General features: G+C 60.1%; 15 protein-coding genes. 11 read left to right on the forward strand and 4 right to left on the reverse strand.

What is annotated here, in order from left to right; genetic code table 11:
• The first annotated feature begins 284 nt into the window (after positions 1–284).
• From IG69_RS0118745 to IG69_RS0118800, 11 genes are all read left to right on the forward strand, one after another.
• Entirely contained in the window at positions 285–2,600 is a 2,316-nt protein-coding gene (locus IG69_RS0118745) for an AAA family ATPase (RefSeq protein WP_031027987.1), read from the forward strand.
• Between the two features lie 9 nt (positions 2,601–2,609).
• Positions 2,610–2,879 carry a hypothetical protein gene (locus IG69_RS22285; RefSeq protein ID WP_096772853.1) on the forward strand — a complete coding sequence of 90 codons (270 nt, stop codon included), beginning with the start codon at positions 2,610–2,612 and terminating at the stop codon, positions 2,877–2,879.
• A 120-nt stretch (positions 2,880–2,999) separates the two neighbouring features.
• Entirely contained in the window at positions 3,000–3,299 is a 300-nt protein-coding gene (locus tag IG69_RS0118750) for a hypothetical protein (protein WP_096772854.1), read from the forward strand.
• Positions 3,300–3,310: 11 nt separating this feature from the next.
• Positions 3,311–3,823 (forward strand): hypothetical protein, encoded by a 513-nt coding sequence (locus IG69_RS0118755; RefSeq protein ID WP_030529698.1) that lies wholly within the window; start codon positions 3,311–3,313, stop codon positions 3,821–3,823.
• Positions 3,824–3,834: 11 nt separating this feature from the next.
• Entirely contained in the window at positions 3,835–4,041 is a 207-nt protein-coding gene (locus IG69_RS0118760) for a hypothetical protein (protein ID WP_030529699.1), read from the forward strand.
• 749 nt (positions 4,042–4,790) lie between these two features.
• Positions 4,791–5,087 (forward strand): hypothetical protein, encoded by a 297-nt coding sequence (locus tag IG69_RS0118770; protein ID WP_030529700.1) that lies wholly within the window; start codon positions 4,791–4,793, stop codon positions 5,085–5,087.
• Positions 5,087–5,731, forward strand: coding sequence for a hypothetical protein (locus IG69_RS0118775; RefSeq protein ID WP_030529701.1), 645 nt, complete (start codon positions 5,087–5,089; stop codon positions 5,729–5,731). The genes IG69_RS0118770 and IG69_RS0118775 overlap by 1 nt, the downstream gene beginning before the upstream one ends.
• A gap of 292 nt (positions 5,732–6,023) precedes the next feature.
• Positions 6,024–6,572, forward strand: coding sequence for a hypothetical protein (locus tag IG69_RS0118785; protein WP_050513935.1), 549 nt, complete (start codon positions 6,024–6,026; stop codon positions 6,570–6,572).
• 210 nt (positions 6,573–6,782) lie between these two features.
• A complete protein-coding gene (locus tag IG69_RS0118790) occupies positions 6,783–6,968 on the forward strand; it encodes a hypothetical protein (protein WP_030529703.1) in 186 nt (61 codons plus the stop codon).
• 103 nt (positions 6,969–7,071) lie between these two features.
• The gene (locus IG69_RS0118795; RefSeq protein ID WP_157577732.1) at positions 7,072–7,647 is read left to right on the forward strand and encodes a hypothetical protein; all 576 of its coding nucleotides are present in this window, start codon (positions 7,072–7,074) and stop codon (positions 7,645–7,647) included.
• A 12-nt stretch (positions 7,648–7,659) separates the two neighbouring features.
• Positions 7,660–8,307: a P-loop NTPase family protein gene (locus IG69_RS0118800; protein ID WP_030529705.1), complete on the forward strand. Its 648-nt coding sequence runs from the start codon at positions 7,660–7,662 to the stop codon at positions 8,305–8,307.
• Positions 8,308–9,891: 1,584 nt separating this feature from the next.
• Here the strand turns inward: IG69_RS0118800 and IG69_RS0118805 are convergent.
• The 4 genes from IG69_RS0118805 to IG69_RS22295 form a co-directional block, all read right to left on the reverse strand.
• On the reverse strand, positions 9,892–10,134 hold the full coding sequence (locus tag IG69_RS0118805; RefSeq protein ID WP_030529706.1) for a hypothetical protein: 243 nt from the start codon (positions 10,132–10,134) through the stop codon (positions 9,892–9,894).
• 4 nt (positions 10,135–10,138) lie between these two features.
• Positions 10,139–10,471: a hypothetical protein gene (locus tag IG69_RS22290; protein WP_124884950.1), complete on the reverse strand. Its 333-nt coding sequence runs from the start codon at positions 10,469–10,471 to the stop codon at positions 10,139–10,141.
• Positions 10,472–10,886: 415 nt separating this feature from the next.
• On the reverse strand, positions 10,887–11,324 hold the full coding sequence (locus tag IG69_RS20555; protein WP_050513934.1) for a hypothetical protein: 438 nt from the start codon (positions 11,322–11,324) through the stop codon (positions 10,887–10,889).
• Positions 11,325–11,328: 4 nt separating this feature from the next.
• On the reverse strand, positions 11,329–11,739 hold the full coding sequence (locus IG69_RS22295; protein WP_096772439.1) for a hypothetical protein: 411 nt from the start codon (positions 11,737–11,739) through the stop codon (positions 11,329–11,331).
• Positions 11,740–12,316: the final 577 nt, after the last annotated feature.

Raw genomic sequence — 12,316 nt, forward strand, 5'->3', positions numbered from 1 at the left:
AAGTTCCTGTGGGCGAAGCACAACGCGCTCGCAGCGGTGGCAAGATATAGAGAGAAGCCGACCAACGAGAGGGGACGGGCGGCGGCTCACGTCTAAGCGGGGCTATTTAATTGACAGGCTTGTAAGGCGCGTGAGATGACATGCACCTTACGACCCCCAATCTAACTGATCGGCCGTATCTAGGAACCAACCCAGATACGGCCGATCTGCCGAAAGGGACCGCTGCCAACGCCAATCAGCAATGCGGTCGGCGACTCAATAACATCCGCGTCACGGGAAGGCTAATGGTAAATCAGGACGATGCGCGCCGCGTACAGAACAAGCACAACGCGATGTTGCTCGCGCGCAACGGCATCCCCGTGTTCCCGTCCAGTGGAAAGGTGCCGCTGGTCAAGCTCTACAATCGCAGAGACACCGAGATAAAACCCGAGGATCGCGAAGCCGCTATCGAGCAGGCACGCGAGGAAGGGAACAAGCAGCTCACAGTCTTCGTCGGCGCGACGACCGATCCCGACATCGTCAAGCGCATGTGGCGTCACCCGAACCAAGATGCGGTTCCGTCCGTAGCGTGCGGGCCTGCGCGCCTGGTCGTGATCGACGCCGACACCAAGTTCAACGGTCCCGAGCTGATCGGCAAGCTCTTCGACGAGCACGGCGGCGTGCCCGAAGGCACGCAGATCATCACGACACAATCGGGTGGCCGCCACTACATCTTCAGCGATCCCGACAACGCCTTCACGAATAGCGCTGGCGCGCTCAAGAAGCAGTACGGCTGCGACGTGCGAGGGCGCGGCGGTCAGTTCGTTGCGCCTGGCTCGCTCCGTGAGGACGGCAAGCGCTACGGAGACCAGGCCGCGCTCAAGGCGTTCATCGAAGCCTACACCAACGGCACGATCCCGCCGCTCCCTGATTACATCGTCGAGCTGATCGGCACGTCCTCGGCGGAAGTGGGGGAAGATATCCCCATCTCCAAAGAGCGCGAGATCATCAAGCAGATCGACGAGGCGGACATTCCCGAATGGGAAGAGCTGTGCGCGCCGCTCGGCGAGTATGACTTCGACAAGCTGCAAGCCGAGAACAGCGAGTTCAAGTCGCTCTACAACGAGCCCGGCGACGACTGCTCCGACAACCGCTTCAAGGCTGCGCGCCACGTCATGCGCGAGTGGCCGCAGATGCCGCCCGAACACCTGGCGTCGTTCTTCCTGGCCTTCGAGGGTGCTGGCGAGTTCGTCGACAGCAAGCCGCGCTCCGGCGAATACGACAACCGGCAGACCGCTCGCGAGTGGCTGAAGAACCAGGGTCTCAGCAAGGCGTCGACCGGCGAGGCGTTCGGCGCTGTCGTCGACGATGACGAAGACTCCGAGTACGAGCGCGAGGTCGCCGCAGAGAAGGAAGCCGAGAAGGCCGCCAAGCCGAAGGGCACGCTGCGCCGCATGTCTGGTGTCGCGATCTACGCCGATCCGAACTGGATGGTCGAGAATATCTGCACGCGCGGTATGGTCGGCATGCTTCATGCTCCGTCGAATGCCGGTAAGACGTTCAGTGCATTCCACATGGGCGGCAAGCTCTCCGAAGGGTGGGAGTGGTTCGGCCGCAACGTCGAACAGTGCGGCGTTCTCTACTGCGTCGGCGAAGGCCACGGCGGCATCAATCGCCGCGCGCTCGCCTGGTCGAACCGCTACAAGCCCAAGCACGATGCGCTCATCTTCCGCGACGGCGTTCCGAACTTCGCGCTCGATCCGAAGGGCGCGCGTAGGGCGTTGCGCAAGGCCGTCAAGGAAGCGAACGCGATGCTTGAAGGCGAGGGGCTTTCAGTCGGTCTGTTGTTCCTCGACACGTTCGCGAAGGCCGTAGCGGGTGCCGAGGAAAGCTCGGCGCGCGAGATGCAGCCGATCCTCGATATGCTCCGCGAGCTGGCCGTCGAGTTAGACATCTGCATCATCATCGTTCACCACTCCGGCAAGGACACGTCGCTCGGTGCGCGCGGCAGCTCGGCGATCTTCGCCGATGTCGACTTCAACCTTGAGATCGTCAACGCCGACCAGGCCAAGAAGAAGCACGGGCTCTCGCTCAAGCATAAGAGCCACTCGGCGATCATCATGCCGAAGATGCGCGACTCGGGGAAGTCAGGCCGCTTCGAGTTCAAGCTTGAAGAGGTCGAGCTAGGCAAGAACAAGTGGGGCAACCCCGTTACATCAATGGTCGTGGTCGAGGTCGAGGACAAGCCGTCCGAGGGCTCCGCGTTCGGCGTCGTCGACGAAGAGGCCCCCACAACCAAGGACGAGTTGACGCCCGAAGTGAATCGCTCCGACGACAACAGCCGCTTGAAGCTCTGCGCGAAGATCATCAAGGCCGTGCAGAAGATCGGCAAGCTCGTCGGCAAAGAGGTCCACGCCGACGCCGAGATGGTGCGCCTCGAAGTGAAGGCGATGCAGGACATCTACGACGAGGCCGGGCCGGACAACTACGCCAGGGCGTTCAAGCGCCGTGTGTTCGGCGGCGACGAGGTCAAGCGCTTCGTGCCCGAGGCGAACGGATCGCTGCATTACGTGACGCAACGAGGCAAGCCGAGCATGCTTGTGTTCAAACCCCGATCATAGGAGACCACCGTGAACGAATATCAACGTCGACTGAAGCAGGATATCGTCAGCCTGCCGCGCAACTCGCTCAACGCCGCGCTCAACGATCCGGTCCTCCGGGTGTTCTGGATATTCTACGCGGTGATCGCGGTCATCGTTCTGACTGCGGAGCCCTTGATAGCGTTCTGCACCAAGGACGACAAACGGCCGCCGCCTGAAGTGGTTTGTCCGCCGTATTGGAAGTGCAACGGGCCGCCTGGCACTCGCGCGGCGAACTGTGAGTGTTGGGACAAATACTAAAACGATAGCCGCCCTTCGGGGCGGCTTTTTCGTATGCGTCTCGCGATGGTGATATTGAACCCGTGAGTTGCCCGACGTGTCAAGAGGCGTAACCCCTTGACGGGTGTGAGGCGGTAAGGTATGTCATCTGACATTGCCAACCCGAAAGGACAAACGCCAATGACGACATGCCGCTTCTGCGAAAAGTGGAAAGGCCCGATGGTTAAATACGGGACGCGCCACTACGCTCACCCCCGCTGCTATTTGGAGAACGGAAAGCGCCTCGCCGATCTTCACGCGTGGCAGATCGAAGAGTTTCCCGTAAAGGTGCTCTCCGACTTCGGTCATCTCGACATCAAAACCCTGAAGTTCACCGATCCGGACATTCAGGCCAAGATGGACGGCGTCGAAAGCCGCCCCTCCATGATAATCTTCGATTAAGGGAGACACCAATGAACGCCACCGTCACCGCGCTCCCGAAGCCCGCCAGACGGCCGAAGGCCGACAAGCCTGCGCCTTCCACCCCTCCCGTCCGCAGCGCCGCCTGGAAGCGCAAGCTCACCCGCCAGCGCTACACGTCCTATGGCACCGCAGGCGTCGCCCTGGTGCTGATGGGACTCTCGCTCTCCCATCTTGCGGCCGGGATCGGCGCGCTCACCCACAGCGATCCTGCGCACGCCTGGGCTATGGCCGTCGGCATCGACCTCGGCTTCATCGCGCTCGAACTCGGCCAGCTCTGCACGACGACCGAATCGCTCCGCAAGGCGATCATGACGTGGGCAGGCCCCACTATCATCGGCACCCTCATCGTGTCCGCCTGCATGAACGCCTACGCGTTCGCCAGCGTCGCGACCGGCTGGCCGGTGATCGCCTCGGCCTGCATCCTGGGGCTCTCGATCCCCATGCTCATCTACGTGCTCACGCGGGTCTCCGTGGCCCTGTGGGTCGACGCCACGCGCTCTTGAGGGAGGACAACATGGAGACCACTGTCTACCTGCGCCGGGAGCCTGGCAGCGAAGGCAACAACGTCGTCGCGTACCGCGATGAGGCCTGCACAGACCGGATCGGTCATTGGATGTGGTGGCAGGTCCACAAGCCCACCGCCCGAACCACCCACGTCACGCTGAGCGGCAAGCGCCACAAGGTGGCTTGGGCCGAGCGCCTGACCGCCGACAAGGCCTGACCGATGGCGCTCCTGGCTCTCTTCGCCCTCGGCCTCGCCATCCCTGGCGCGCTCGCGATCTGGTGCTTCATCCAGCTCGCCAAGGCCTGAACGACCTTCCGATGACCTTCCATTAGACCCTCCAATCCGGAAGGTTTAGTGGAAGGTCGGAAGGTCGTCATTTCGTTTAACGTATTGATAAACAACAAAAAAAGCACTTTGACCTTCCGGCCTTCCGGTGGAAGGTTTGGAAGGTTACCGATATCGGAAGGTCAAAATCGGCGCGAGCGGAAGGTTTACAATCGCGGCAACGTATTGATCTGAAAGCATAATCGGTCGATGACCTTCCGACTTTAAACCTTCCGTACCTTCCGATCTGAAACCTTCAAACCTTCCGACCTTCCGGCCCTTCCCCCTTTAGGGGGAGGGCGGAGGGTAGGTTTGATGGAGGGTCTGACCGTCTGAGCGGCGGAGGGTCTCCCCGATCTGATCGTGCTCTCCGTTGCTGTGGGGCCGTGGAGCCCTGATGCCGAGGCCAGGCGTTGAGCCGGGGCGGCTGGTGGTCCTGGGAGGCCGGTCAGGCGGTCAGGCTCTCAGCGGGTGGCTGTGAGGCGGTCAGGCGTTCGGCCTCTCAGTCGGTCAGTCGTTCAGCCAGGGAGGGAGATTTAATTGACGGTGTGAGGAATGGGAGGTTACAGACCTACCGTACCCCCAACATCGAGGCAATCCGTTTGTCCATCCAATTCACCACACCGAAAGGGAACCCGGTCGTGATCCGGCGACCCGAGCTGATCGTGTCTATGGTCGGCTACGAGCGGTCAGATCGCGAGACCGGCGAGATGCGGCAGAACACCGCCATCACCTTCGAGAACCGTGAGGTCGTCTTCGTGAGCGGCAGCGCGGACGTGATCGAAGCGGCGCTCGAAGAGCACGCACGCGTTGCGCGCCTCAACTCGGAATACTGCGACCGCTGCCCCGCCCTGGCGAACGCGTCCGAAGAGCTGAAGCAGTACGAGGCGGTCGTGGACGCCGCCGAGCCCCCGGCAGACACGGACAATCGCCTCTGATGACCGATCCGATGCGCGCCGTGCTCGACGGCACCGATCCCGACTCCGTGCTGGTCCGCGTCCGCACCGCCGAGGGCGTCGCCCTGGCGACCCGCAAGGACTACGGCCGTCCCATCGACTATCTGCGCTATCGCGTGAAGGACAAGATCAGCGACGCGCAGTTCATGGCGGCCGAATACTACGCTGGCGACTACTTCGCGATCTCGCCGGTCGGCTCGAACACGATGGCGACGATCAATCACCTGATGATGGCCGTGCCTCTCTCGCCGGAGGATCGCCGCATGCTCGACCAAGAGGGCATCAACGGCGGACGCATGCACTCGAAGGGCGATTGCGGCGGAGCGCCGAAGGACCCGAGCGACCGCATGCTGAACGCGGCGTTCGCGCTGAAGCGTGTCGACGATCAACTCGACCGCGTCCAACGCGAGCTGCTCCGCGATCTGCTCATCCGCGAACACACGGTCGGCACCATTGCGCAGCGATGGCGATGGTCGCCCGAGCAGGCTGGCATCATGGTCCGCTACGCGCTGCATCGCCTGGTCGACGTGTACGAGAACATCAACCCCGACTTCGCGCTGTATCTGCGGCAAGAGCGCGAACGCAAGAACGAAGGCCGCGCCAACCGCAAGGGACGCCGACGCTGATGCGCTGGTCTGGATACGCCCGCGATCTCGACGACATGGTCGCCACGCAGCGCTTTGTCAAAACGGTCGCGTTCGCCGCAGGACTGATCGTTCTTCAAGTCCTGCTCTTCGCCCTCTGCTTCATCCACTAACCCGGAGACCACCATTGAAGACACTCGACGAGCTGTTCTGCACGATCATGTCGATCCCCTTTGTCGACACGAACATCAAGACTCGAGCAGGCTATCTGCGGACCCAGGTCTGCAAGCAGGGTCGCGGATACGACCTCTACCGCATGTTCGGATTCTGATCCATGCTTTTCCCGTACCGCATGATGGTGGTCGGTCATGGCCGACACGGCAAAGACACTGCCGCTGAAATTCTGCGCGATCACTATGGCGCGACGTTCGTCTCGTCGAGCTGGTTCATGGCAGAGCGTGTCGTGTTTCCGTACTTCTGCGAGAAGTACCCCGGCAAGTATGCCTCGGCGCAAGAGTGCTACGATGACCGCGCGAACGAGCGCTCGACGTGGTTCAATCTGATCGCCGAGAGCAATGCGGCCGATCTCACGAAGTTGGGTCGCGCGATCTTCGCGAAGTACGATCTCTACGTCGGCAACAGGAACGCCCGCGAGTTTCACGCCCTGCGGAACGCCAGCGTGTTCGACATCTCGATTTGGATCGACGCGTGCGAGCGCCTCGAATACCGCGAGCCCCGCACGTCCCTCACAATCGAGCCCTGGATGTGCGATTACGTGGTCGACAACAACGGCACCCAGGCCGATCTCAAGCGGAACCTGGCCTCGCTGATGCACGGATTGCGGACCAAGTCCTTGATCCAAAAGGGATTGTCAGCAGCGTGACCTGACAAGCCGGCCGAGGGAAGTTTGTGAGGGGAAAAAGTTGACGTTGGGATGTCAACTGCCTATTTTCCCCATACGGACAAATGGGCGAGGGGCCGGAACGAGAGTTACCCGGCATCGCCTAGTCTGAACCGACCCCGGCCTTGGCCGACATTCCGAACCCCGGCGCTTCAGTGCGTCGGGGTTTCGCGTTTCCACTAGGAGCCCGTCATGGGATGCAACTGCGGAAAGCGCCGCGATCTCACGGCGCAGGCGATCAAGAACGTTCGCACCGGCAACTTCGACGCCGCTCGTCAGAACGCGCAACGCTTCGTGAAGACGTTGCAGCTCGACGCGCGCAACATCGCGCGCAGCGTGGGGCGCTCGACGCTGATGAAGCGCCCGCCTTCAAGGTGAGATGATGGCCGGTACGCAAACGAACTACACCGGCCCCACGAAGATATACCGCGCGTCACAGGGGCCGATGCCCGCGTCGGCATACACGCAGTCACATGGCGGCGTGATCTATGTCGACTTGACCGACGCGATGAAGCGCCTCACCGTGGCGTTCAACGTGTACGGCGACGAGGTCAAACACCGCGCGCTCTACAACGCGATCAACAAGCTCGGCGACAAGCTGCTCACGGCTGTTCGTCGCGACCTCGTCCAAACGACGGGTGCGAAGTACGGACGCGTGATGAAAGCGGTTCACGCAGATCGCGCGCATCCCAATCGCCTGTTCTATCGCATCGTTGCGAGCGACAAGGCGATGAAGGTGAGCGACTTCGCGCGGTCGCTGACGCCAGGCAAGAAGAACCCGAGCGCCAAGCCTTGGAATCGCTCGCAGCGCTTCAAGGGTGCGTTCGTTATCCGCTTCAAGAACGGTGCCACCGAGATCGTCAAGCGTATCGGGAAGCACAACAAGAGCGGCAAGATCAGAACATTGTGGGGTCCGATCATCCCGAAGGAAATGATCCGGCCCGGCAACCCGAGCACGTACCACATTGCTTCGGCGATCCCGACGCAGTTGGGGCCGGTGCTCATGCACGAACTCGAACAAGCCGTGATCCGCGCGAAAGCGGCGAGCGGCACATAACCGGAGACCCCCATGAACATCCCGCATCTGGTATTCGTCGGCGCTGACAAAGGTGGCGTCGGCAAGACCATGCTGAGCCGCGCACTGCTCGGCTACTACGGTGCCAACGGCATCGACTTCCGCGCGTTCGACACGCAATCCCCGAGCGGCGGCCTGCAACGTTTCTTTCCTGGCCGCGCGCAGATCGTGGACATCACCAAGTCGACCGATCAGGTCAAGGTGTTCGACGACCTGGCATCGACCCAGGTGACCGTCGTCGACGTGTGCGCCGGTCTGTTGTCGCCCACGCTGAAGACGCTCGACGTTGTCGGCTTCTTCGACGCGGCGAAGCAGAACAAGCTGCGCATCACTGTGCTGCATGTCGTCGGTCCTGCGACGCAATCGCTCGACGAGATCAAGCCCGTGATGGCAGCGCTCGCAGGATCGAAGCACGTTGTGCTCGCGAACCATATCGACGACACCGCGTACGATGTACCGGCTGGCGCGCTCAACATTCCCCGGCTGGATGGGGAAGCGGCGAAGGCCGTCGACGCGGTCGCGCAACCGTTCCACGACTTCATCGGAAGCCAGGCGTCCTTCGTGCTGCGCGGCTACACGCGAAGCTGGTTGAAGGACGTGTTCGCGCAGTTCGACGCTGCGCAGCTCAACAACCTGGCCTGATACACAGACAAGAGCCCCTCATGCCTCTGACCATAAAGGCGTTGCCGTAGACCACGGCCGCGTGCGTCACGTGTGTTCAGGGCCATCCACTATGCGCTAGGTCAGCGCCGTGTCGCGGATGGGCGCTATTCGGGGAATAGCAGGCAAGGTGAGGGCACCCGCCATATGAAGGTCGGTGCGGCCTCGCCATCCCCGTGCAATTCGATACCCCCTCTGAACGACTTTTCTCAGAACGAGAAAACGAAAATTCGCAGAACGAAAAACCAAAAATTCACGTTCTGCGAAACGAGCTGAGTGGCATGGATCAAGGGCGAGAGAACTGCGCTCACAGGGATCATCAGCTCATACCCCAAACGAGCTGTGCATCACCGTTATGAACGATGCGCTTCACGATCCATGCCGCTCACCCAAACAGCACGCGTTGAGGCGCGTGGAGCCAAGCGATTGGCTCGCCAGGATACGAGCAGACGGGGGTCATGCTCTCCTGGCTCTGTGCGACCCGCGACGATGAGTAGATACGGCGCTGGCGGGAGCGACGTGTCGAATACCCCGTCGCGGGTCGCAACCCGTCCGCTCGCGCGAGCACGCGCACGCACGCGCGGAAAAATTTTTTTTCGAGAGCATGTTGGTTTTGGAGATCGCCAAAATCGCAGTTGGGCGGATTGATGACAGTGCGATCTCGTCAGTGCTCAAAAGCCACAATCGCCGAGGTATGCGCGGCCACTCGGCCGAAAACGCGGTGTGGCATTTCGATAAAAGTGCAACATGCCTCTAGGATCGCATTAGGCGCGCGCCCATGCGCTCAATCCGTCGCCCGGTATTTCGTACCATTGGGGCGGGTTGAGCGAATGAGCGGCGCGGAATTGGACGAAAAAAAACGCCGCTAAGGATCAACTCCCTAGCGGCGTTTTCGGCTTAAACCCTAGCGTCGCAACGCTAGGGCAAAGCTATGGCGGTTCGTCGCACGAATCGCCCGCGCCGTTATCGGCGCATGGCAAGCAAGCGAGGGCAAAGCACGTCATAGCAAAATCGCGGTTTGTCATCTCGTTAGGCCTTCTTCGCTTCTACCGCGCCAGTAATGCGCTTGTCAGAGTGATATCGCGACTCGCCATGCGTCATAACGTCAACCGGCTGTAGCGCGAGCGTTGAAACACGATTGGCAATCTCGCGCAAACCGATTGCGCCGATATGGTCGGCCAATCGGCCATCAATGTAAACAGTGGGATTCATGGCGTTAGTACCTTTCGACTTGGACTCATCAGTGGCCGCGTAACGGCCAGACCGCGCTACCTGGCGCGCGGTTTCGTCCTAGTAGTAGCAATGGCGGAAAACGTAATTCCCGTTGTCGTCGCCCGTGAGATAGCCTCTAACGCGACAACCCGCGACGCTACAGACAGCCGGAATGGAAAAATACGTGTCGGGCTCCCCCGTGACGTAAACAGTGCGGCGCATGTCGCCCGCCATGTTATCGAGTCGGCAGTTCTCGACCTTCGCCAATGTGGGGCCACCCATCCACACCGCAAACCACGCGGTTGATCCATCGGGCATATGTTCCGATTTGTCGGCGCGATACTTTTGCATTGGTCAATCCCTCTCGATTAGCGCGGTATAGGTTCGGCAATCGCTCGCGAGAACGCCGAACTGCGCCGCGTCATGCCAGCGCATGAATCCCGCGTCGTCGCAGCTAACGATTGAACCGCCTAACCACGCGGCGAACTTGTCCGCTTGTGCAATTTCGGAATCTTCCATTCCGGAAGCGTCGCCATTGATGAAATACGACGCCCAATAGCTAGGCGCGGTCCCCGTGACAGTGTCGAAGGTTGCCATTGGCTCAACCCTTCGCTTTCTTGACGCGCGCATAGTCGCCCGCGCTCTTAAAGTATGTGCCGTGATAGGTTGCGCCGTTGATCGCGCGAACGGTTACCGGGACACGCTTTCCGCCAAAGTTGTCGCGGTACTCTCGACCAAACGACGCGGAGCCAAGCCTTTCCCCGTTCCACGTTGTGGCGGTATTGGTCTTTGCGTTGATATAGAGGAAATACCGTTCCGGTATGTCCCGCATAAACTCGAATAGCTCGACCTGGCCGCGCTCGTCATTGGTCGGCGGGTTGATATGGGGCGGCAGTTCGGAGGGATGATAGCTATTCGTTTTGCGTGCTTTCATCCACGCGTGCAAAGCCTCATCCCTGGCGCGGATGTCGGCGGCTTGTTCTGGCGTTAGCATTGGCGTTAGTACCTTTCGTTGGACTCATCAGTGGCCGCGTAACGGCCAGACCGCGCTAGGCGCGGTTTCGTCCTAGCGTTGCGATTCCAAGAATTTCGCTATGGTGTACGGTTCAACCGTCACTTTGACGTGGAGGCTGTAATCGTCATCAGCCCAAACCGTTGCGCAGTATCCGTAGATTGAGAGATAGCCCGGAGCAGTCATGTTACTTTCAACGTGACGCTTGATTACCTCCACGCCTCTATCAACAGTGAAAGCGAAGCTAGGATTGAGACGAGTCAAGAGGTCTGCGACCTCGCGCACATTGCTGTGATTCCAATTGAGTGCAGGCATTGGCGTGTTTTCCTTTCTAGGGTTAGCGGTGGTAAATCCAACCGCGATAGACTTCGCAGTAAGCTTCGCTGAACGTCTTAGCGGCCTTGTGGAGCGCGTCGCCCGCGTCGCCTAAACCACGGTCCCAATAGCCAACGCCGTGGCCTTGACGCGAAAACCAAAAGTCATGGCCCGCCTGCTCTTCGGAGTAGCCATGCGACTCGGCCAAGCGGTCGAGCCATTGCCGGACGAAACAGCCATCCGGCATGATGAAACCGAGAAACGAGTCGCAATCGCTCGCAATGTCGCGGATTGCTTCGCGCGTGAGTCTCTCGACTCCCAAATCATTCAACCGCGACTCGTTGTCGTCGCCCGTGTCGCCATTGGTGAAAAACACGGCTTCTACGTATGCCTTCGCGAACGTTGAAAGCTTGTCGTAAGCACGCGGCGCGGGGGTATCGTTCAAGACAAATTCAGGCATTGGCTCAACCTTCCAACTTGGCGCGAAGGTCGGCCATTTCGTTTGCGTGGTTACGTTCTGCGCGCTCGATTGCCGCGCGAGTGATCGCCTTAGCATCAAGCGTGTTCAAGCAATCCCACATATCTTTAGTGGCTTGCTCTGATGTGCGGCGCGCGTGTTCTAGATCGCAACGCGAAACCACAGTTCCGAACACGTCAAATATGACGTAGCGAAAGCCTCGCTTGCGATTCTCAAAGTCGAGTGCATCGCTTGTGACGATTGCGAAAAGCAAACCGTTGTCGACGACTCGCGCGGAGATGACGCGCGACTTGTGGAATCGCAAATTATCGTCATCCACGTAATGTGTGCGACCGCAAAGGTTGCGTTGCGCGTTGGTCTTTGGATCATGCGATTCAGTGCGGAAAAGCGTAGTCATGGCGTTGTTTCCTTTCGACTTGGACTCATCAGTGGCCGCGTGACGGCCAGACCGCGCTAGGCGCGGTTTCGTCCTATTTGTCAGGTGACACATACGACACGCTAGGCGTGCGAAAGCCTTTCACGTTGTGCGAAGTGTAGGAGTCGCGTCGGTTCATTTCACAACCGATAGCGGCAAAGGCGATAACGATACCGATTGAAACTGCGACGCAAACCGCGTCGCGCAGTGCTGCAAGGTATGCGCGGACCATTAGCGTGCCCTCGCGATGCAGAACGAAAAGCAAAACCGGCCAATGCGGATAAACCGCAAGCCGCCGACTCGTTTTGTGCTGAAATTGATTGCGTTCATGGTGTTCACGCTACCGGACGGGATTGGTCGGCGGAAACATTGCACGAAACGACGCGGTAGAAGTCTCGGCTGTAGCGCGGGCGATCATTTCCGCGCACCGAAGAAAAGGCGAGGCGACGATACATTGCGTCGAAAGCTTCGCTAGGGTCGCGTAGCCAAAGGCGGGCGATCCAATCGCACCCATTGAGCGTGCAACGAAAGCGAATGTCATAGGCCTTGCGACGCGGTG

The sequence above is a fragment of the Phycicoccus jejuensis genome, from assembly GCF_000720925.1.
Classification (GTDB): domain Bacteria; phylum Actinomycetota; class Actinomycetes; order Actinomycetales; family Dermatophilaceae; genus Phycicoccus; species Phycicoccus jejuensis.